At 70.7% G+C, this 19,731-nt stretch carries 19 protein-coding genes; 6 read left to right on the top strand and 13 right to left on the bottom strand.

All coding sequences use genetic code 11. The features are described from left to right. Window positions 1–1,125 (top strand): alpha/beta hydrolase (locus tag G3I54_RS38275; RefSeq protein ID WP_164621950.1); only part of this gene is annotated, 1,125 nt, incomplete at its 5' end. 116 nt (window positions 1,126–1,241) lie between these two features. Here G3I54_RS38275 and G3I54_RS38270 read toward each other — a convergent pair. From G3I54_RS38270 to G3I54_RS38250, 5 genes are all read right to left on the bottom strand, one after another. Next, on the bottom strand, window positions 1,242–2,624 hold the full coding sequence (locus G3I54_RS38270) for a dicarboxylate/amino acid:cation symporter (protein ID WP_164621948.1): 1,383 nt from the start codon (window positions 2,622–2,624) through the stop codon (window positions 1,242–1,244). Between the two features lie 404 nt (window positions 2,625–3,028). Continuing rightward, window positions 3,029–3,322, bottom strand: coding sequence for a DUF4229 domain-containing protein (locus G3I54_RS38265; protein ID WP_164621947.1), 294 nt, complete (start codon window positions 3,320–3,322; stop codon window positions 3,029–3,031). Between the two features lie 77 nt (window positions 3,323–3,399). Further along, window positions 3,400–3,939, bottom strand: coding sequence for a GNAT family N-acetyltransferase (locus G3I54_RS38260; RefSeq protein ID WP_164621945.1), 540 nt, complete (start codon window positions 3,937–3,939; stop codon window positions 3,400–3,402). A 162-nt stretch (window positions 3,940–4,101) separates the two neighbouring features. After that, entirely contained in the window at window positions 4,102–5,265 is a 1,164-nt protein-coding gene (mqnE, locus tag G3I54_RS38255; protein WP_164621943.1) for an aminofutalosine synthase MqnE, read from the bottom strand. Between the two features lie 49 nt (window positions 5,266–5,314). After that, the gene (locus G3I54_RS38250; RefSeq protein WP_010063935.1) at window positions 5,315–5,770 is read right to left on the bottom strand and encodes an Lrp/AsnC family transcriptional regulator; all 456 of its coding nucleotides are present in this window, start codon (window positions 5,768–5,770) and stop codon (window positions 5,315–5,317) included. Window positions 5,771–5,891: 121 nt separating this feature from the next. Here G3I54_RS38250 and G3I54_RS38245 point away from each other — a divergent pair, with 121 nt between their 5' ends. Then, complete coding sequence (locus G3I54_RS38245) at window positions 5,892–6,038, top strand: hypothetical protein (protein WP_007460445.1); 147 nt, start codon at window positions 5,892–5,894, stop codon at window positions 6,036–6,038. Between the two features lie 8 nt (window positions 6,039–6,046). On the opposite strand, the gene G3I54_RS38240 is transcribed toward G3I54_RS38245, so the two are convergent. Further along, window positions 6,047–6,730 carry a UbiX family flavin prenyltransferase gene (locus tag G3I54_RS38240; protein WP_164621941.1) on the bottom strand — a complete coding sequence of 228 codons (684 nt, stop codon included), beginning with the start codon at window positions 6,728–6,730 and terminating at the stop codon, window positions 6,047–6,049. 121 nt (window positions 6,731–6,851) lie between these two features. Between G3I54_RS38240 and G3I54_RS38235 the strand changes: the two genes are divergently transcribed. Continuing rightward, window positions 6,852–7,484: a rhomboid family intramembrane serine protease gene (locus tag G3I54_RS38235; protein ID WP_164621939.1), complete on the top strand. Its 633-nt coding sequence runs from the start codon at window positions 6,852–6,854 to the stop codon at window positions 7,482–7,484. Window positions 7,485–7,552: 68 nt separating this feature from the next. Here the strand turns inward: G3I54_RS38235 and mqnP are convergent, their stop codons facing one another. Beyond that, on the bottom strand, window positions 7,553–8,473 hold the full coding sequence (gene mqnP, locus G3I54_RS38230; RefSeq protein WP_164621937.1) for a menaquinone biosynthesis prenyltransferase MqnP: 921 nt from the start codon (window positions 8,471–8,473) through the stop codon (window positions 7,553–7,555). Then, window positions 8,470–9,927: a menaquinone biosynthesis decarboxylase gene (locus G3I54_RS38225; protein ID WP_164621936.1), complete on the bottom strand. Its 1,458-nt coding sequence runs from the start codon at window positions 9,925–9,927 to the stop codon at window positions 8,470–8,472. The genes mqnP and G3I54_RS38225 overlap by 4 nt, the downstream gene beginning before the upstream one ends. A 154-nt stretch (window positions 9,928–10,081) precedes the next feature. On the opposite strand from G3I54_RS38225, the gene G3I54_RS38220 reads away from it, so the two are divergent. Next, complete coding sequence (locus G3I54_RS38220) at window positions 10,082–10,483, top strand: PLD nuclease N-terminal domain-containing protein (protein WP_164621966.1); 402 nt, start codon at window positions 10,082–10,084, stop codon at window positions 10,481–10,483. Between the two features lie 70 nt (window positions 10,484–10,553). On the opposite strand, the gene G3I54_RS38215 is transcribed toward G3I54_RS38220, so the two are convergent. Beyond that, window positions 10,554–11,891, bottom strand: a complete 1,338-nt coding sequence (locus G3I54_RS38215) for an alpha/beta hydrolase (RefSeq protein WP_164621934.1) — start codon at window positions 11,889–11,891, stop codon at window positions 10,554–10,556. Window positions 11,892–12,111: 220 nt separating this feature from the next. Then, window positions 12,112–13,221: an alpha/beta hydrolase gene (locus tag G3I54_RS38210; protein WP_164621932.1), complete on the bottom strand. Its 1,110-nt coding sequence runs from the start codon at window positions 13,219–13,221 to the stop codon at window positions 12,112–12,114. Between the two features lie 137 nt (window positions 13,222–13,358). Here G3I54_RS38210 and G3I54_RS38205 point away from each other — a divergent pair, with 137 nt between their 5' ends. Together G3I54_RS38205 and G3I54_RS38200 are read left to right on the top strand one after the other, a co-directional pair. Then, the gene (locus G3I54_RS38205; RefSeq protein ID WP_203687756.1) at window positions 13,359–14,159 is read left to right on the top strand and encodes a response regulator transcription factor; all 801 of its coding nucleotides are present in this window, start codon (window positions 13,359–13,361) and stop codon (window positions 14,157–14,159) included. Next, the gene (locus G3I54_RS38200) at window positions 14,146–16,029 is read left to right on the top strand and encodes a HAMP domain-containing sensor histidine kinase (protein WP_164621930.1); all 1,884 of its coding nucleotides are present in this window, start codon (window positions 14,146–14,148) and stop codon (window positions 16,027–16,029) included. Before G3I54_RS38205 ends, G3I54_RS38200 begins: the two co-directional genes overlap by 14 nt. A gap of 64 nt (window positions 16,030–16,093) precedes the next feature. On the opposite strand, the gene ccsB is transcribed toward G3I54_RS38200, so the two are convergent. The 3 genes from ccsB to G3I54_RS38185 are packed head-to-tail and all read right to left on the bottom strand — an operon-like array spanning window position 16,094 to window position 19,724. Continuing rightward, on the bottom strand, window positions 16,094–17,173 hold the full coding sequence (gene ccsB / locus G3I54_RS38195) for a c-type cytochrome biogenesis protein CcsB (RefSeq protein ID WP_164621927.1): 1,080 nt from the start codon (window positions 17,171–17,173) through the stop codon (window positions 16,094–16,096). Then, window positions 17,170–18,978 carry a cytochrome c biogenesis protein ResB gene (locus G3I54_RS38190; RefSeq protein WP_164621925.1) on the bottom strand — a complete coding sequence of 603 codons (1,809 nt, stop codon included), beginning with the start codon at window positions 18,976–18,978 and terminating at the stop codon, window positions 17,170–17,172. Before G3I54_RS38190 ends, ccsB begins: the two co-directional genes overlap by 4 nt. A 5-nt stretch (window positions 18,979–18,983) precedes the next feature. Beyond that, window positions 18,984–19,724, bottom strand: a complete 741-nt coding sequence (locus G3I54_RS38185; protein ID WP_164621962.1) for a cytochrome c biogenesis protein CcdA — start codon at window positions 19,722–19,724, stop codon at window positions 18,984–18,986. Window positions 19,725–19,731: the final 7 nt, after the last annotated feature.

The raw sequence follows: 19,731 nt of genomic DNA, 5'->3' as shown, positions 1-19,731 counted from the left end.
GCCCCCGCGCCGGGCCCCGCGCCCGGCGACCTCGCCAGGCCGGCCGCGCCGACGCTGCCCCGCCCCACCGGCCCGTACGCCACCGGCCGCGACACCCTGTTCCTGACCGACCACGCGCGGCCCGACCCATGGGTACCGGCCGCCGGGCCGCGCCAGTTGCTGGTGTCGCTGCACTACCCGGCCCGCCCAGGCAGCGGCGGTGCCCCGGCCCCGTACATGACGACGGAAGAGGCGCGGCTGATGCTCGCGCAGCGCGGTCTGGAGGACGTCGTGCCGGCCGACGTCCTCGGCGGCACCCGGGCCCATGCCCGTAACGCCGCCCGGCCCGCCCCCGGCCGCTTCCCGCTGGTCCTGCTCTCGCCCGGCTTCGGCACGCCCCGGGCCACGCTGACCGGGCTCGCGGAGGAGCTGGCGAGCCGGGGTTACGTCGTGGCGACCGCGGACCATCCGTACGAGTCGACCGGTACGGAGCTGCCCGACGGGCGGGTCCTCACCTGCGCCGCCTGCGACCGGGTGGCGGCGCAGCCCGACGACGCCGCGCGGCGGAAGGTGCTGGCCGCCGTCGCCACCGGGCGGGCCGCCGACTTCTCGTTCCTGCTGGACCGGCTGACCGGCCCGCAGCCGGCGTGGCGGCACGCCCGGACGATCGACCCGCACCGGGTGGGCATGGCGGGCCACTCCATCGGGGGCAACGCGGCCGCCTCCACGATGGCCGCCGACCGCCGGGTGGACGCGGGCGTCAACATGGACGGCACGTTCTTCGCCCCGGTCCCGGCACGGGGGCTGGGCGGGCGGCCGTTCCTGATGCTGGGCACCGACCCGGGGCACGGGCCCGGGGCCGGCGACACGTCCTGGGACGAGGGCTGGGACCGGCTGAACGGCTGGAAGCGGTGGCTGACGGTGCGCGACGCCGGGCACTTCACCTTCACCGACACCCCGGAGATCGGTGAGCAGCTCGGCATCGAGGACCCGGACCCGGCCGCGACGCTCTCCGCGGCCCGTTCGACGACGATCACCAGGAGCTATGTGACCGCCTTCTTCGACCGGAACCTGCGCGGCCGGCCCGCCCGGCTGCTGAACGGCCCGACCCCGGCCAACCCCGAGGTCCTCTTCCAGAACCCCTGACACGGGCAGGACGGACGGCACGACGACACACGACAGCGCCCCCGGGCCGCGTACGGAGACGTACGCGGGATCCGGGGGCGCTGCCCTGTGGAGTGCGGAGTGCGCGGAGTGCGGAGTTACGCGGTGACCGGCACCGCGCTCTTGGGCTCGGTGTCGCGGATCTCGTCCTGGTCGGCGTCGCCGAAGGCGTCGATCGGGGAGGCCGAGGCCGAGTTGTACTTGTCGTGGTCGAGGATCTTCTCGCGGGCCGCGACGATGACCGGGACGACCGCCTGACCGGCCACGTTGGTGGCGGTACGGATCATGTCCAGGATCGGGTCGATGGCCATCAGCAGGCCGACGCCCTCCAGCGGGAGGCCCAGCGTGGACAGGGTAAGGGTCAGCATGACCGTCGCGCCGGTGAGACCGGCGGTGGCCGCCGAACCGATCACTGAGACGAAGGCGATCAGGAGGTAGTCGCCGATGCCCAGCTGCACGTCGAAGATCTGCGCGATGAAGATCGCCGCCAGCGCCGGGTAGATCGCGGCGCAGCCGTCCATCTTGGTGGTCGCGCCGAACGGCACGGCGAAAGAGGTGTACTCCTTCGGAACGCCGAGGCGCTCGGTGACCTTCTGGGTGACCGGCATGGTGCCGACCGAGGAGCGGGAGACGAAGGCGAGCTGGATCGCGGGCCAGGCGCCCTTGAAGAACTGGAGCGGGCTGACCTTGGCGACGGTGGCCAGCAGCAGCGGGTAGACGCCGAACAGCACGATGGCGCAGCCGATGTAGACGTCGGCGGTGAACGTCGCGTACTTGCCGATGAGGTCCCAGCCGTAGTCGGCGATGGCGTAGCCGATGAGGCCGACGGTGCCGATCGGGGCCAGGCGGATGACCCACCACAGGGCCTTCTGGAGCAGCTCCAGGATCGCCTGGCTGAGGGTGAGGATCGGCTTGGCCTTCTCGCCGAGCTTGAGGGCGGCGACACCGGCGACGGCGGCCATGAAGACGATCTGGAGCACGTTCAGCTCGGTGAACGGCGTGATCACGCTGTCCGGGACGATGCCGGTCAGGAAGTCGATCCAGCTGCCCTTGGTCTCGGAGAGCTTGCCGTCCTTCGGCGTGAGGCCGGTGCCGGAGCCCGGGTTGGTGACCAGGCCGATCGTGAGGCCGATGGCGACCGCGATCAGCGAGGTGATCATGAACCAGAGCAGGGTGCGGGTCGCCAGCCGGGCCGCGTTGTTGACCTGGCGCAGGTTGGTGATCGACACCAGGATCGCGAAGAAGACCAGCGGGGCGACGGCCAGCTTCAGCAGCTGGACGAAGAGCGAGCCGATCTCGTCGAGGGTGGTGACCAGCCAGCCGAGCTCCTGGCTGCGGGCCAGCCAGCCGAGCAGCACACCGAGCACCAGACCGGCGACGATCTGGGCCCAGAACGGGACCTTGGGTATGCGGAAACCGGGGCCGGAGCCGGAGGACGGCTGCTCGGCCTCGGGGGCGGCGGACGCGGGGTTCGCGGACACGGACACACTCCATGGGAGAACGCATCGGGACACACGGAGGCGCTCCGTGCGGTCGTGCGGTGGAACGGGGACGGGGTCGCGGCGCCCGCGTCAGGGGCGGCGCCGCTGCATGATGCCGTATCAGACCTCGCGGCAACAGACCGCGGACATACAGCGGCAGAGATCGACATGCAGGCGCGCCACGAGCGGGATGCTCGCGGCATGGCGGATGCGCACAGCTGTCTTCATGTCGAATACGTTAACACTTGAACTTTGGGAACCTCAAAGCTTTTCTTTGGCTCACGAGCAGCCCCACCGCCGACGCACCTGGCCGGAAAACGCCGCGGACCCCGTACCGGAGCGGTTTGCTCCGGTACGGGGTCCGGCGGGAAAGAAGGGGACGCGCGGCGCGCGTGTGAGGAACCTTACTGAACGGCGTCCTCGCGGGTGCGGTTGGCGTCGAGGCGCGCCTTGGTGCGGTCGACGGTGGAGACGATCTGCTCGGACATCTCGTCACGCTGCCTGCGCAGCAGCACATAGCTGAGCGGGGCGGAGAGAAGGAGGCCGAGGAGGACCACCCAGACGACGTTGGAGCCCCCGAGCCCGGCGGGCACCAGCCCGAAGTGGACGGCGACACCGGCGACGAAGAAGCAGCCGACGAAGATCAGCAGGCGCAACGCCGTGTAACGGATCAAGGCGCTCGGCTTGGCAGCGGACACGGCTGGCCCTCTCTCTTCCCATGGACTCTCGACACGCTTCTGCCCGTCCAGTGAAGCATGGCCCGAATTCTCTCGGTTCAGGGGGTTGCCGGGCCTCCGAGCGGAAGCAGCATGACGATGTCGTCGCGGTCGTCGCCGGGAGCGACCCGGATCGCGTCCGGCACCCGGCCGACCTCCTTGTATCCGCAGGCGGCGTAGAAGCGGTCGGCGCCGGTGCCGCCCCGGCAGGTGAGCCGGATCGCCTCGATGCCCTCGATGGAGCGCGCGGCGTCGGCGGCGGCCGCCATGAGGTCGCGACCGTACCCCCGGCCCTGGAGGCGGGGGTGGACCATCACGGTGTAGAGCATCAGCCAGTGCTGGAGCAGCCGGTGGTCGTTGAGGGTGAGGAAGGCGGTGGCGGCGACGGAGCCGTCCTCGTCCCGGCCGACCAGCAGCCGGACCCGGCCCTTCTCCATGGCGGCGAGGTGCTTGAGCAGGTCGGGCCGGATCTCCTCGGGCGTGACGGGCGCGACGAAGCCGACGGCTCCGCCCGCGTTGGTGACGTCCGCCCACAGTGTGGTGATGCCGTCGCGGAGGGCAGGGGTGAACGAGGGATCCAACTCGAATGTAAGCGCCATAACGGCAGACTAACCATTACGCCTTGATCGGCTCAACCCCATTCCACACCCTGGGAAGGCGCTCCGCGCCGGACACGGGAAAGCCCCGGCCGGGGACGGCGGCCGGGGCTTGCACGGGGTGCTCGGGGAACTCGGAGTGCTCGGGGTACGAGGAGAGGCGCGTCAGACGCGCATCGGCTGCGGCGACTCGCGCCGGTCCGCCTCCGGGCCCGGGTACTCGCGCAGGATCTCGTACCGGGTGTTCCGCTCGACCGGCCGGAAACCGGCGTCGCGGATCAGGTCCAGCAGATCCTCACGGCCGAGCTTGTTCGGCGTGCCGAAGTCGTCCGCGTCGTGCGTGATCTTGTACTCGACGACCGAGCCGTCCATGTCGTCCGCCCCGTGCTGGAGCGCGAGCTGGGCGGTCTGCACGCCGTGCATCACCCAGAACACCTTGACGTGCGGCACGTTGTCGAAGAGCAGCCGGGAGACCGCGAAGGTCTTCAGCGCCTCCGCGCCGGTCGCCATCGTCGTGCGCGCCTGGAGCTTGTTGCGGACCTTGCCGTCCTTCATGTCCACGAAGTCGTGCTGGTAGCGCAGCGGGATGAAGACCTGGAAGCCGCCGGTCTCGTCCTGCATCTCCCGCAGCCGCAGCACATGGTCGACGCGGTGACGGGGCTCCTCGATGTGCCCGTACAGCATCGTCGCCGGGGTCTTGAGCCCCTTCTCGTGCGCGAGGCGGTGGATGCGCGACCAGTCCTCCCAGTGGGTGCGGTGGTCGACGATGTGCTGGCGGACCTCCCAGTCGAAGATCTCCGCGCCGCCGCCGGTCAGCGATTCGAGACCGGCCTCGATCAGCTCGTCGAGGATCTCGGAGGCCGAGAGGCCGGAGATCGTCTCGAAGTGGTGGATCTCCGTCGCCGTGAACGCCTTCAGCGCGACGTTCGGGAGGGCTTCCTTCAGCGCGCTGAGCGAGCGCGGGTAGTAGCGCCACGGGAGGGTCGGGTGGAGTCCGTTGACGATGTGCAGCTCGGTGAGGTTCTCGCCCTCCATCGCCTTGGCGAGGCGGACGGCCTCCTCGATGCGCATCGTGTAAGCGTCCTTCTCGCCCGGCTTGCGCTGGAACGAGCAGTACGCGCACGAGGCGGTGCACACGTTCGTCATGTTGAGGTGACGGTTGACGTTGAAGTGCACCACGTCGCCGTTCTTGCGCGTCCGCACCTCGTGCGCAAGACCGCCCAGCCACGCCAGGTCGTCGGACTCGTAGAGGGCGACCCCGTCCTCGCGGGTCAGCCGCTCGCCGGCCCGGACCTTCTCCTCCAGCTCGCGCTTGAGTCCCGCGTCCACTAGGCCGCCTCCCATATCTCCGTGTATCAGACTCCGACCAACCGTACGCCTACGACTCCTCGGGAAGTTCCCCGACCCGGTTCTCCCACTTGGTGGAGAGCACGATCGTGGTACGCGTCCGCGAGACGCCCTTCGTCCCGCTGAGGCGGCGGATCGTCTTCTCCAGGCCGTCCACGTCGCCGACGCGGACCTTGAGCATGTACGAGTCGTCGCCTGCGATGAACCAGCAGTCCTCGATCTCCGCGAGGTCCTTCAGCCGGCGCGCCACGTCCTCGTGGTCGGCCGCGTCCGAGAGCGAGATGCCGATCAGCGCGGTCACGCCGAGGCCGAGCGACGCGGAGTCGACGGTGGCGCGGTAGCCGGTGATGACCCCAGCGGTTTCCAGCCGGTTGATGCGGTCGGTGACGCTGGGTCCGGAGAGCCCCACGAGCCGCCCCAGCTCGGCGTACGAGGCCCTGCCGTTCTCTCTGAGGGCCTGGATGAGCTGCCTGTCCACCGCGTCCATATGACTGAAACCTTCCATTGTTCAGCAGTACCGCGAGTTTACGTGTAGAATCTAAGGCATGCAGGGCTGACACCCTGCAAATCTTCTAGAACATCCAAGAAACGCTTTCGAATCTTCAGGAGTGAACTTCACCGTGTACACGATCGAGATGGCCTACGCCCGGATGCGCGAGCTGCAGGACCTGGCCAACCGCTCGCGTGCCCACCAGCCCGCCGCCGCCCACCGCGTCGACAAGACCCGCACCCCGCGCGCGCACAAGAAGCGCTGACCAGCGGCCTAACGGTCCTGCGGACCCCGGGAGCCACCGAGCTCTCCTTCCCAACGGCGGTACAAGCGGTGCGGCACGCCCGCCGCGTCCAGCACCCGCCCCGCGACGAAATCCACCAGGTCCTGGATGTGCGTCGCACCCGCGTAGAACGCCGGAGAGGCGGGCAGCACGATCGCGCCCGCCTCGTCCAGGGCCACCATCTGCTTCAGCGTCTGACCGCTCAGCGGGGTCTCGCGCACCGCGACGACGAGCGGACGGCGCTCCTTGAGCGTCACGCTCGCGGCCCGCTGGAGCAGATCCTTCGACAGACCGAGCGCCACTCCGGCCACACAGGCCGTCGAGGCCGGCACGATGAGCATCCCCTTCGCCGGGTACGACCCGGAGGACGGCCCGGCGGCCAGATCACCGGCCGGCCAATGGCGTACGCGCTCCAGCTCCGCGTCGCCCACCGCGAACGCGTCCGGCTTCCCGTCGGCGCCACGATCCAGCCAACCGCGCAGGTCCTCGCGCCAGTGCCCGTCCCGGAACGCGATGCCGGTCTCGTCCAGCAGGGTGAGCCGCGAGGCCCGGCTCACCACCAGGTCCACGCTCTCGCCGGCCGCCAGGAGCCCGCGCAGAACGGCGGCCGCGAACGGGGTACCCGAAGCACCGGATACCCCGACAATCCAAGGCCGCCGCCGCTGATGAGTCACTGAAGTCCTGGATTCCACACCTGCGAGCCTATCCGGCACGCCCCCGCACCCGGCACCCGGAACCGGGCGGGCGCCCCGGACGTTCTCCGGGTGACGGGCAACCCGGGGGCAGGGGCAGACCATGGGCGATTACTGGACGACCGACCGCACCTCGAACAACGGCGCCACCGGCAGTGCGCGAGCCCTGACCGCCGGGCTCCTGATGGCGGGCTGGGTGGCCTTCCTGTGGATCCTCGAAGGCATCGACACGGCCTCGGGCCATGCCCTGGACACCTACGGCATCAGCCCGCGCGAGCTCTCCGAGCTGCGGGACGTGGTGCCCGCCGCGTTCCTGCACAGCGGCTGGGACCACCTGGCCTCCAACAGCGTCCCGCTGCTGGTCCTCGGCTTCATAGCCGCCCTCGCCGGGCTGCGCCGGTTCGCCGCCGTCGTCGTGACGATCATCCTGGCCAGCGGTCTCGGCGTCTGGCTGACCGCCCCGGAGAACACGGTGACGCTCGGCGCGTCCGGCGTGGTCTTCGGACTGCTCGGCTATCTGCTGGTCCGCGGCTTCGTGGACCGCCGACCCTGGGACGTCCTCATAGGCATCGGCGTCGCCGTGGTCTACGGCTCGCTGCTGTGGGGCGTCCTGCCCACCCAGTCCGGCGTCAGCTGGCAGGGCCACCTCTTCGGACTGGCCGGCGGGGTGGCGGCGGCGTTCCTCTTCCGCCGCCCGTCCGCGCGTCGGGGCCCGGACAACCTGGTCACGGTCTGAACCCTGATCCGCTGACCGCTGCTCTGCCGCTCTGCCGCTCTGCCGCTCTGCCGCTCTGCCGAGGATCTTTACGGAGTCAGGCCGCGCGACAGCAGGTCGAGCAGCGCGCAGGCGAACAGCGCGATGCCGATGAAGCCGTTCACCGAGAAGAACGCCCGGTTCAGCCGGGACAGATCGTGCGGCCGCACCACCCGGTGCTCGTAGACGAACGCCACCGCGACGACCGCCATGCCGATCCAGTAGAAGACCTCGGCGTCCGTGGCCAGCCCGAACCACACCAGCAGCCCGGTCGTGACCGCGTGGCACACCCGCGCGCCCCACAGCGCGGCCGGGATCCCGAAGCGCGCCGGGAAGGAGAGCACCCCGTGCGCCCGGTCGGCCTGGACGTCCTGGCAGGCGAAGATCAGGTCGAAGCCGCCGATCCAGATGCCCACGGCGAGCCCGAGGATGACCGCGTCCCACGACCAGCTGCCGGTCACCGCGAGCCAGGCGCCGACCGGCCCGATGGCCTGCGCGAGGCCCAGGATCGCGTGCGGGAAGTTCGTGAACCGCTTGCCGTACGGGTAGACCACCATCGGCACGACGGCCAGCGGCGCGAGCGCCAGGCACAGCGGGTTGAGCAGGGCCGCCGCGCCCAGGAAGACCGCCAGCGCGACGATCGCGCCGGTCCACGCGGACCGCACCGACACCGCGCCGGTCACCAGCTCACGGCCCGCGGTGCGCGGGTTCCGGGCGTCGATCTCCCGGTCGATGATCCGGTTGGCGGCCATCGCGAAGGTCCGCAGGCCCACCATCGCCAGCGTGACGAGCAGCAGGACGCCCCAGTGGATGGTGCCGTCCAGCAGGAACATCGCGGTCAGCGCGGCGATGTACGCGAAGGGCAGCGCGAAGACCGAGTGCTCGATCATCACGAGCCGCAGGAAGGCCTTGACCTTGCTGTTCGAGGGCGCGGGTCCGGGAACGGACGCCGCTTCTGCCGTGCTGCTCACAGCCCGTATTCCTTCCAGCGGCGGTCGACCTTCGCCGCCGTCTCCGGATCGGAGACGACCATCTCCGGCCAGCCCCCGTCCCGCGTGTAGCCCTCCGTGGGCAGCTTCTTCGTGGCGTCGATGCCCGCCTTGCCGCCCCAGAACTGCTGGTACGAGGCGTGGTCCAGGTGATCGACGGGGCCTTCGGTGACCATGAGGTCGCGGGCGTAGTCGGTGTTGCCGAGCGCCCGCCAGGCGACCTCGTGCAGATCGTGGACGTCGCAGTCGGAGTCGACGACCACGATCAGCTTGGTCAGCGACATCATGTGCGCGCCCCAGATCGCGCTCATCACCTTCTGGGCGTGCTTCGGGTACTTCTTGTCGATCGAGACGATCGCGCAGTTGTGGAAGCCGCCCGACTCCGGCAGGTGGTAGTCCACGATGTCCGGCACGATGATCTTCAGCAGTGGCAGGAAGAACCGCTCGGTGGCCCGGCCCAGCGGCCCGTCCTCGGTCGGCGGGCGGCCCACCACGATGGACTGGAGCAGCGGCCGCTTCCGCATGGTGACGCAGTCGATGGTCAGTGCGGGGAACGGTTCCTGCGGGGTGTAGAAGCCGGTGTGGTCGCCGAACGGGCCCTCCGGGAGCATCTCGCCCGGCTCCAGCCAGCCCTCGATGACGACCTCCGCCTGCGCGGGCACCTGGAGCGGCACGGTCTTGCAGTCGACCATCTCGATCCGCTTGCCCTGGATGAACCCGGCGAAGAGGTACTCGTCGATGTCCCCGGGCAGCGGCGCGGTGGAGGCGTACGTCACGGCGGGCGGCGCGCCGAAGGCGATGGCGACGGGCAGCCGCTCACCGCGCCTCGCCGCGACCTGGTAGTGGTTGGCGCTGTCCTTGTGGATCTGCCAGTGCATCCCGATGGTGCGCTTGTCGTGGCGCTGGAGCCGGTAGAGGCCCAGGTTCCGGACGCCGTTCTCGGGGTGCTTGGTGTGGGTGAGGCCGAGGTTGAAGAACGAGCCGCCGTCCTCGGGCCAGGTGAACAGCGCGGGCAGCTTGTCCAGGTCGACGTCGTCGCCGGTCAGCACCACTTCCTGGACGGGCGCGTCGCCGGACTTCACCTTCTTCGGCGGCACGTGCACCATCGAGCCGAGCTTCCCGAAGGCCTCCCGCACCCCGACGAAGCCCTGCGGCAGCTCCGGCTTGAGGAGCCCGCCGATCTTGTCGCTGATGTCGCTGTACGACTTGAGGCCCAGGGCCTTGAGCAGCCGCCGGTCGGTGCCGAAGACGTTCATGGCCAGGGGCATCGAGGACCCCTTGACGTTCTCGAACAGCAGGGCGGGGCCGCCGGCCTTGTTGACCCGGTCGACGATCTCACCGACCTCCAGGTGGGGGTCGACCTCGACCTTGACGCGCTTGAGATCACCATCGCGCTCAAGAGCCCGGAGCAGGGAGCGAAGATCGTCGTAAGCCATGCCGTCCAGTTTGTCATCCCCGCCCCCGCGGCCCCGCCGGGGCTCCCCCGTCCCGCGCCCCGGATCCTTCATGACGAGCCGGTACCCTGGCCGCGATACGGGGCAATCGTCCCGCCCGCCGCCACTTCCTGGGGGACGCACCATGAGAGCCCTGATGTTCATCGTCCCGCTGGCTCTGACGATCTACGCGTTCATCGACTGCCTGAACACCTCGGAAGAGGACACCAAGCACCTGCCGAAGATCGCCTGGGTCTTCATCATCCTGCTGTTCTGGATCGTCGGCCCGGTCGTCTGGCTCATCGCGGGCAAGGTCCGCCACACCACGGCCGAAGGCGCCGGGCCGTCCTCGTGGCAGCGCAACAGGCGGCAGCAGTGGGTGGCCCCGGACGACAACCCGGACTTCCTGAAGTCCCTCAAGGACGACAAGGACGTCAAGAAGGCCGAGGCCACCGCGGCAGAGGCCGAGTCCGAGTCCGAGAAGGCCAAGGCCGAGGAGGAGCTCAAGCGCCGCGACGGCGGTACGGGCCCCGACGACAAGACCCCGCCCACTTCCTGACGGGCTCTGCTTCTCCGGTGAAGGGCCGCGGGGCCGCTGGGCGGCTCCGCGGCCCTTCGGGCTGTTCGGGTTATCCGGGACGGTGGGCCCGGACGTACTCCACGCCGACCGTGCCCGGCGCGTACGACAGCTGCCGCTTACCGGTGAGCAGGGCGTCGGCGGAGGTGTCGTCGAGAAGGTAGCGCCGGAAGAAGGCGGTCGTGTAAGCGGTGGTGATGCGGCGTTGGGTCGCCTCGTTCAGACCGCGGTGTTCCCGCTCCTTGCCGTCCTGGGAGAGGCAGTACCCGGGGCGCCGGGCGGGGACGGCGTCGTTCTTCGCGCCGACCTGTCCGCTGCGCGGGGACCACTGGGTGTTGACGTAGTTGTGATTGCCGCCGGTCAGGGTGATGCCGTGCAGCGGTGCCCGGTTCTTGTTCTTGTTCCAGTCGATGTACTTGCCGGTGTTGACCTGGTCGCAGGTGCCCCACAGGACGGCGAGCGGGACCTTGGTGACAGGCTCGTTGTCCCAGGTCGCGGTGGGGGCGAGGCCGAGGGCGGCCTTCACCTTGACGCCTTTGGGCCAGGAGGCGTGCCGGTCGTCGGAAGCGTGCTGCATCACTCCGCCGCCGCCCATGGAGTGGCCGAGGGTGCCGACCCGGCCGAGGTCCACATGGCCGGTGAACTCCGCCCGGCTGACCTTGCCGGTCCGCGCGTCCTTCAGCTTGCCCTTCAAAGGCCCTTTCCCCAGGGACAGTTGCCGCCACAGCTCCAGGTGCCTATTGATCAGCGCGGCGCGGGCCCGGTACACCGAGGGGGCTTGCCCGCCGCTGGTCGCGTTGATTCCGTTGGCGCCCATGGAGACGACGACGAAGCCCTGCCGGGCAAGGGTCCTGGCCAGGTAGTCGTAGCCGGAACTGCTGGGCAGGGGGGCGACCTTGTCCCGGCAGGGCCAGGACCACAGAGGGTCGGCCGCCTTCTCGACGAGCTTCTGCAGGCGTGCCACCTCCGCTTCGTCACCGGCCTTCTCGGCTTCGGCCAGTGCCTTCTCCGCGGCCTTCAGCCCGGCCTGCGCCTTGGCGTCCGCGCAGGTGTGCCACAGGCCGTGCTGCATCACGATCAGGGGGTGCTTGCCGCGTCCGAGATCCTTCGGATAGTGGACGACGGCGGCGAGTTCGGTCCGGCCCTTGTAGGGAGCGGGCGGGGTGAACGCTTTTCCGCCGAGGTCGTACCGGACCTCGCCCACCTTCTGGGCAGCGGGCGCCGGAGCGGGCTTCGGGCCGGGCCGTGGGCCGGGAGCGGCCTCGCCGGCCGACGCCGCCAAGGGTGCGACCGCTGTCGCCGCGACCGCCGCCACGGCGGCGATCCCGGCCATACGGGCTCTGCGGCCGGGCCTTGCGGAGAAGAGCGGCCTGCGGTGTTTCACCGTCATTCGATGTCCTGCCTTTCGCATCGCCTCGGGTCGTCGCGGGCGGGTCGGCACATGGCCGGCACGCCGTCCCGGACGCCTGAGGCTCGCCATTGTCGCCATCGCGTGTCAGGGATCTGTCAGGAAGATGTCGGAGGGTTGTCCTCTCCCGGCCGCTGCTTGTCCGCTCCGCCGGAAGTGCCTGGACCTGGTCACCGTGAGACCGGCCCGGTGCGTGCCTGCTTCAGCGGCGGCGTCGGACGCCTCGCCCTCGCAGCCTGGTCCTGGCGGTCCAGACGGCCGCCGCGGTGAGCAGGGCGCACGCCGCCCCGATGCCGAGGGGCAGCAGACGGTCCGCTTCTTCGCCGGTCCGGTTCGCCGCCCGGGGTGTGTGCGGTTCGTCCGCGGCGTGGGTGGCGGGTGATCCGGTCGGTTCGGACGGCGGCGTGGCACTGTGGTCGGCCGGGGGGACCGCGGGTGCGGAGGCGCCGGACTTGCGGAAGGCGCCGTCGACGAAGGCCAGCACCTGGTCGTGCAGGCGTGCCCCGGCCGCGCCGTCCTCCATCATGTCGACGCCGTGCACGTGGCTGTCGAGGATGCGGATCTGCTTGTCCTTCGCACCGGACGCCTTGTACAGGGCCCGCACCTCGTCGACGAAGGTCTGGTCGCCCGTGGCGGCGGCGAAGAAGGAGGGCACCGTCACTGCGGCAAGTCCCGGGAGGGGTTTCATCACCGGGAGCTCGCGGGGCGAGGACAGGATGAGCAGGCCGACGAGGCCGGGGATCTCGGGGGCGGCGGTCGCGGTCGCCGTACCGCCCATGGAGGCTCCGCCCGCGAGGATGCGTGTCACGCCCCGGTCCCTGAGCTGCTGGACCGCGGCTCGGACGTCCCGGTCGAAGTGCAGGTTGTCGGCTCTGCCGCCGCGCTCGGAAGCCCCGCCGGGCACATTGCGCTGGTCGTAGACGATGACCTGGTAGCCGGCGGCGGCGAGCTCCTCCGCGAACGCCAGCCAGCTGCAGATGTCCCAGCCGTTCTCGTGCGAGAGGACCACGCCCCGCGGCCCGCTGCCCAGAACGAGACCGGACAGCCGGACACCGTCCGCAGCCGTGAAGCTGACCGCCTTGCCGTGCAGCCGCTTCGGTACGCACGCGTTGACGGGAGTCTCCTTCCGCGACGGGCTGTGCTTCAGGAGGGCGGAGCCCACCTGCTGCGTCCAGCGCTGGGGAACGGGCTGCGCCGTCGCGGTGGCCACGGCGCCCGGCAGGGCGAGCGGGCCGACCAGACTGAGCGACAGGGTCAGCGAGAGGGCACCTGGTACGCGGCGGGCCCGGCGGGCGGAAGGAGCGAGGGTCATGGCTCCTTGGTAGTCGAGCCGTGTCAGGGAGTCGTCAGGCTCTTGCCTGATTCCGGTAGGGAGGGCCCGCGAGCGGCAGGGCCATAACACATAGAACCGGCCAAATGGCCGGTTCTATGTGGCCTACGATCGTCGCCATGCGTGCGCACATCCTGGTCGCCGAGGACGACCGAAAACAGGCCGAACTGGTGACCCGCTATCTGGAGCGGGAGGGGCACACCGTCCGGACCGTCCATGACGGCCGGGAGGCGCTCGACCAGGTCCGCCGACGGGAGCCCGACCTCGCCGTCCTCGACTGGATGATGCCGCGGGTGGACGGGCTCGACGTGCTGCGTGTCCTGCGCGCCGAGGACCGTGAGCTTCCGGTCCTGCTGCTGACCGCCCGATCGACCGAGGACGATCTGCTGCTCGGCCTCGACCTCGGTGCGGACGACTACATCACCAAGCCCTACAGCCCGCGGGAGCTCGTGGCCCGCGTGCGTACGCTGCTGCGCCGGACGGCACGCAGCGGTCCCTCGCCCGCCGACGAGGGCGACCTGTGCGTGGGCGCGCTGCGGGTCAGTCCCGAGCGGCACGAGGTCACGGTGGACGACCGCCCCGTCGAGTGCACGCCCGGAGAGTTCCGGCTGCTCGCCGCGATGGCCGCCCGGCCGGGGCAGGTCTTCACCCGCGACCGGCTCCTCGACGTGCTCGACGGCTTCGGCCACTACACCTCCTCCCGCGCGGTGGACATGCACATCATGAACCTGCGCAGAAAAACCGAGGACGACCCCCGCAACCCTCGTCGGCTGATCACCGTCTTCGGGGTCGGCTACAAACTCCTGCCGCCCGACGGCACCGAGCAGCCCGGCAAGGCCGCGTCGGACCGTCCGACCGGAGCACAGGACGAGGAACCCGGCGGCGGGACCGTCCTGGGAGCCACCCGTGCCGGGTCCTGAACCGTCCGGCCGCGTCCCCCTCCACCGGAGGCTGCTGTTCCGGCTGTTCCTGGTCTCCGCCGTGGTCGGGGCGTGCAGCGTCACCGCCACGGCCTGGCTGACCGCGCGGACGGCGACCGGGGCGATCGAGCGGGAGCAGGGGCAGATCGCCGCCGACGATGCCCGGATCCGTGACCGGCTCCTGGGCTACGCGGCCACCCACACCTCCTGGGACGGCATCGGTCCCGAGGTGCGCCGCCTGTCCGAGGAGACCGGCCGGCGCATCGTCCTGGCCTCACCTGACCAGCAGCCCCTCGCCGACTCCGCGCCGCACACCTCCCCGCCTCCCGCACGATCAGCGGCTGTGCTGGACCCGCTCGCCGTCGACACCGCCCCCCTCGACGCGGCCCCGCCCGGCGCACAGAGCCCCAGGGACCGGATCGACCCCCGCGCGGTGGGGCCGTACCGTCTCACCGAGGCCGAACGCACCCGTCTGGCCCGCTACGCCGAACAGGAAGCAGCCTGCCTGGCGAAGAACGGGATCAAGGCCGCCGTCGACACCGCCCCCAACGGCCGCCCCACCATCCGTCACCTCGGCCGCTCCACCACCCCCGGCCCCGCCCCCCTGTGCGAGCGGGTCCTGGAACGGACCACGACCGGCACGGAGCGCAGGGCCCTGGACCAGCTCGACACCCTCGTGGCCGCGTGTCTGCGGGGGACCGGCATCCCCGGCATCCGGGTCGGCCGCGACTTCTCCTGGTCCACGACCGCGACCGGCACGACGACGGCGAACAGCGACGACATCACCTCCTGCGTCGCGCAGAGCCGCCGCGAACAGCTGAAGGCCCACGTCGCCCCACCCGCCAGGCTGTCCCTGGGGCCGACCACCGGAGCCGAACCCACCGCCTTCGGCCTCTCCTCCCGCAGCACCGCCGAAGTCGCCGGCCTGGCGGCCCTGGTGTTCGCCCTCTCCATGGGCGCCGCGCTCCTCGCCGCCTCGCCGGTGGTCCGGCCGCTGCGCAAGCTGACCCGCGCGGCCCAGCAGCTGAAGACCGCCGACAGCGGCACGCCCGTACCCGTCCGCGGCCACGACGAGATCGGCAGGCTCACCGCCGCCTTCAACGACCTGTCCGAGCACCGTGCGCGGCTGGAGAGCCAGCGCAAGGCCATGATCAGCGACATCGCCCACGAACTGCGGACTCCGCTCAGCAACATCCGCGGGTGGCTGGAAGCGGCTCAGGACGGCGTCGCCACCGCGGACGCCGCGTACATCGACTCCCTTCACGACGAAGCCCTGCTGCTCCAGCACGTCATCGACGACCTGCGCGACCTCGCCGCCCTCGACGACGGCCGGCTCACCCTCCACACCGAGCCGACCCCCCTGCGCTCCCTCCTCGGCCAGGTCGCCGCGGGCCACCAGGCCCGCGCGGAGGCCGAGCGAATCACCCTCGCCGTCGACGCGGACGAGGACCTGTGGCTCGACGCCGACCCCGTACGGCTGCGCCAGGCGGTCGGCAACCTGGTGACCAACGCGATCCGGCACACCCCGGCGGGCGGCACGGTCACCGTCACCGGCCGTCCCGCCGACCAGGAGGAGGCGGCTCCCGGCACCGGCGGAGGCGTCCGCATCGAGGTGCGCGACACCGGCCCCGGGATCGCCGAGGACGACCTGCCGCACGTCTTCGACCGCTTCTGGCGCGCGGACAAGTCCCGCACCCGGCGGTCCGGCGGCAGCGGACTCGGCCTTGCCATCGTGCGCGACCTCACCGAGCTGCACGGCGGCTCGGTGAGCGTGACCAGCGAACCAGGACACGGCGCCCTCTTCGGACTGTGGCTGCCCGGCAGATGGATCAGCCGCCGCAGGGCGGTCCTGGACACCCCACCGAGCTGATGACGTACGAAGGCGCCCCGGCGGATTCGGTATCCGTCCGGGGCGCCTTCCTGCGTACGGTCGTTCAGACCCCGGCGTAGGAGTGCAGGCCGGAGACGAAGATGTTCACGCCGTAGTAGTTGAACAGCCAGCAGGCGAAGGCGACGAGCGCCAGGTAGGCGGCCTTGCGGCCCTTCCAGCCGGCGGTGGCGCGGGCGTGCAGATAGGCGGCGTAGGCGACCCAGGTGATGAAGGACCAGACCTCCTTGGGGTCCCAGCCCCAGTAGCGGCCCCAGGCGTCGCCCGCCCAGATCGCCCCGGCGATGATCGTGAACGTCCACAGCGGGAACACGGCCGCGTTGATCCGGTACGCGAACTTGTCCAGCGAGGACGCCGAGGGCAGCCGCTCCATGACGGAGGCGGCGAACTTCCCGGGCGTACCGCCGGACGCGAGCTTGTTCTCGTAGCTGTCGCGGAAGAGGTAGAGGACCGTGCCCACCGCGCCGAGGTAGAAGACGGCGCCGCAGATGATCGCGGTCGAGACGTGGATCCACAGCCAGTACGAGTGCAGCGCGGGCACCAGCTGGTCGCTGTCGGTGTAGAGCGTCGTGACCGCGATGCCGAGGTCCAGCAGGACCGTGGTGACCAGCGGGAGCCCGATCCAGCGGACGTTCTTCTTCAGCGCGAGCAGCACCAGGTAGGAGCCGACCGCCACCGTGGAGAAGGTGATGGAGAACTCGTACATGTTGGCCCAGGGCGCGCGCTGTACGGACAGGGCGCGGGTGATGACCCCGCCCGCCTCGACGAGGAACGCCACCACGGTCAGCGAGACCGCGATCCGGCCCCACAGGTCGCCCTTGAACGTGCCGCCGGCCGCGCCCGGGCCGTCGGGCACGTCACGCGTACCGGCGGCGGAGCGGGTGATGACCTCGGGGCGCTCCAGTACGGCGGTGCCGCCGGCCTGCGCCTTCACCGCCGGGGCGGCGGAGGCGGCCGTTCCGGAGGCGGACAGCGCGGCGGCCGTACGGCCGACCTTGCTGCGGCTGCCGAGGACCCACTCCGCGATGTGCGCGAAGAAGGCCAGGGTGTAGACGGCCATCGACGAATAGATCAGCACATTGCTGGTGTGCGCCAGGCTCTCGTTGGTAGCGGCGGCGAGATTCACTTCTCAGCCCCTTCGGCAGGTGCTTCGGCAGGGTGTACGGGCCGGCTCCCGGCCTCGTTCGTGGCTTCGGGTGCGTCGGCCCCGTCCGGCGCGTCCGGTTTCTCCGGGGCGTCCGCCGGCTCGGGTGCGGCGGGGGCGACCGGCGCGTCGGTGACGAGAGCGGCCGCGAGGTCGCCCAGTTCCTCGGGGAGCTTCGCGGACTCGCTGCGGCCCAGGCCCGCCATCTCCACGACCGTGACGCCGTCGGCGCCCCGGACCGCCCGCACCCACACGCGGCGGCGCTGGATGAACAGCGACCCGGCGAGTCCGGCGATGGCGGCGACGGCTCCGACGAGCGCCCAGCCGGTGCCCGGCTGCTGCGAGACCTGGAAGCTGGCCCATTCCTCGACGCCGTCGAAGCTGATCGATCCGGCGCCGTCGGGCAGATCCAGCTTCTCGCCGGGCATCAGCATCTTCTTGAGCAGCTCGCCGTCCTCGTCCTTGAACTCCTTCATCTTGGACGTGTCGAGCTGGTAGACGTTCTGCGCCAGCCCGGAGTCGACGCCGAGTGAGCCCTGGTAGGCGCTGAGCGCCAGCACCGGGAAGTCCAGGCCGGGGAACTGCGAGAACATCTGGCCCTTGCCGTGTCCGGCGAAGGTCGGCACGAAGAACGCCTTGAAGCCCAGCTGGGTCTTGACGCCCTTCTTGTCCTTGTAGCCGTCCATCACCTTGATGGCGCCGGACGAGGTGATGTTGTTGTCGATCGGCAGCAGCGGCACGGCGGACTTCGAGACGACCTTGCCGGAGCCGTCCCGGACGGTGACGACGGGCGCGTAACCGTGGGCGATCAGATAGACCTTGGTGCCGTCCACGACGAGCGGCTCGTTGACCTTGATGACGCCCTTGCGCTCCGCGCCCTCGGCCCCCTCGGTGTACGTCACCCGGGCCTCGAAGGTGCGCGGGGTGCCGCGCTGCGGGCCGCTCTTCTCGTACGTACCGACGAAGTCGTCCAGCACGAAGCTGAACGGGGCCAGCGAGTCGGAGTCGTAGAGCGAGCCCGACTTGAAGTCGTCGTACTGGGTGAGCGTGTTGGAGAAGCCGTCGCCCTCGACGACGAGCTTGCCGCCCTCGGACTTGAAGAGCTGTCCGGAGGCGAAGGCCAGCAGCATCACGATCAGGGCGATGTGGAAGACCAGGTTCCCGGCCTCGCGGAGGTAGCCCTTCTCGGCGGCGACCGCGTCGCCCACCACGTGCGTACGGAAGCGCCGCTTGCGCAGCACCGTGAGGGCCGCCTCGCGGACCTCCTCGGGCTCGGCCCCGGTGCGCCAGGTGGTGTAGGCGGGCAGCCGCGTCAGCCGCTTCGGCGCGCCCGGCGGGCGGCTGCGCAGCTGGCCGACGAACTGGCCGGTGCGCGGCACGATGCAGCCGATGAGCGAGACGAACAGCAGGATGTAGATCGCGGAGAACCACACCGAGCTGTAGACGTCGAAGAGCTGGAGCTTCTCGTAGATCGGGGTGAGGGTGGTGTGCTGGTCCTTGAAGGCCTGCACCTTCATGTCGTCGACGCTGGTCTGCGGGATCAGCGACCCCGGGATCGCGCCGAGGGAGAGCAGGAAGAGCAGGATCAGCGCCACCCGCATCGAGGTGAGCTGCCGCCAGAACCAGCGGACCCAGCCGATCACCCCCATCGCGGGCACGGCCGCCCCGGTGTCGGGGCGCTCCTCGCGGGGTGCGGTGGAGAGCCGGTCGCCGGCCGCGCCGTGGGCGGAGCCCTGCGCCGCCTCGTCCGCGCGCTGCCGCGTCTCGGTGCTGTTCGCCTTGCTCATTGGACTCAGATCCCTACAACGAAGCCGCTGGACCAGCTCTGCATGTCCTGCATGAGCGTGGCCCACGCACCGGTCAGCAGCAGGATTCCGGTCACGATCATCATGCCGCCGCCGATCCGCATCACCCATGCGTAGTGGCGCTTGACCCAGCCGAACGCGCCGAGCGCCTTGCGGAAGGCGACGGCGGCCAGGACGAACGGGACACCGAGTCCGAGACAGTACGCGACGGTCAGTATCGCGCCGCGTCCGGCGGTGGCGCTCTCGGTCGACAGCGCCAGCACCGAGGCGAGGGTCGGGCCGATGCACGGCGTCCAGCCGATCCCGAAGAGCGCGCCGAGCAGCGGCGCGCCGGCCAGTCCGGCCGCCGGCCGCTTGTGGAGGCGGAACTCGCGCTGCGTCACGCCCGGCAGGAGCCCCATGAAGAAGACGCCCATGAGGATCATCAGGCCGCCGAGGACCTTGTTGAGCACCTCGGCGTGCATCTGGAGCTCCTGGCCGAAGTAGCCGAAGAGCGCGCCGGTGGAGGCGAACACGGCGGTGAAGCCGAGGACGAACAGCGAGGCGCCCGCCACCACCCGGCCCCGGCGCGCGTCGGCCAGGTCGGTGCCGCTGACTCCGGTGACGTAACTGAGGTAGCCGGGGACGAGCGGCAGGACGCAGGGGGAGAAGAAGGAGACGAGCCCGGCCAGCAGGGCGAGCGGCAGAGCGACCAGCAGCGCCCCGGACAGGACGGTCTCGTTGGCCATGGCGAGC

Origin of the sequence: Streptomyces sp. SID14515, from assembly GCF_010548505.1 — a bacterium.
In the GTDB taxonomy this organism is placed as follows: Bacteria; Actinomycetota; Actinomycetes; order Streptomycetales; family Streptomycetaceae; genus Streptomyces; species Streptomyces caviscabies.
This window is presented reverse-complemented; position numbering and strand designations above follow the sequence as displayed.

What these genes read in the sequence shown, in the direction of transcription:
- G3I54_RS38220 (WP_164621966.1), top strand. Translation starts at nt 10,082, where the DNA reads ATGTTCATCGTCCCGCTGGCTCTGACGATCTACGCGTTCATCGACTGC.
- G3I54_RS38235 (WP_164621939.1), top strand. Translation starts at nt 6,852, where the DNA reads ATGGGCGATTACTGGACGACCGACCGCACCTCGAACAACGGCGCCACC.
- G3I54_RS38185 (WP_164621962.1), bottom strand. Translation starts at nt 19,724, where the DNA reads ATGGCCAACGAGACCGTCCTGTCCGGGGCGCTGCTGGTCGCTCTGCCG.
- G3I54_RS38190 (WP_164621925.1), bottom strand. Translation starts at nt 18,978, where the DNA reads ATGAGCAAGGCGAACAGCACCGAGACGCGGCAGCGCGCGGACGAGGCG.
- G3I54_RS38225 (WP_164621936.1), bottom strand. Translation starts at nt 9,927, where the DNA reads ATGGCTTACGACGATCTTCGCTCCCTGCTCCGGGCTCTTGAGCGCGAT.
- G3I54_RS38250 (WP_010063935.1), bottom strand. Translation starts at nt 5,770, where the DNA reads ATGGACGCGGTGGACAGGCAGCTCATCCAGGCCCTCAGAGAGAACGGC.
- G3I54_RS38205 (WP_203687756.1), top strand. Translation starts at nt 13,359, where the DNA reads ATGCGTGCGCACATCCTGGTCGCCGAGGACGACCGAAAACAGGCCGAA.
- G3I54_RS38260 (WP_164621945.1), bottom strand. Translation starts at nt 3,939, where the DNA reads ATGGCGCTTACATTCGAGTTGGATCCCTCGTTCACCCCTGCCCTCCGC.
- G3I54_RS38210 (WP_164621932.1), bottom strand. Translation starts at nt 13,221, where the DNA reads ATGACCCTCGCTCCTTCCGCCCGCCGGGCCCGCCGCGTACCAGGTGCC.
- G3I54_RS38215 (WP_164621934.1), bottom strand. Translation starts at nt 11,891, where the DNA reads ATGACGGTGAAACACCGCAGGCCGCTCTTCTCCGCAAGGCCCGGCCGC.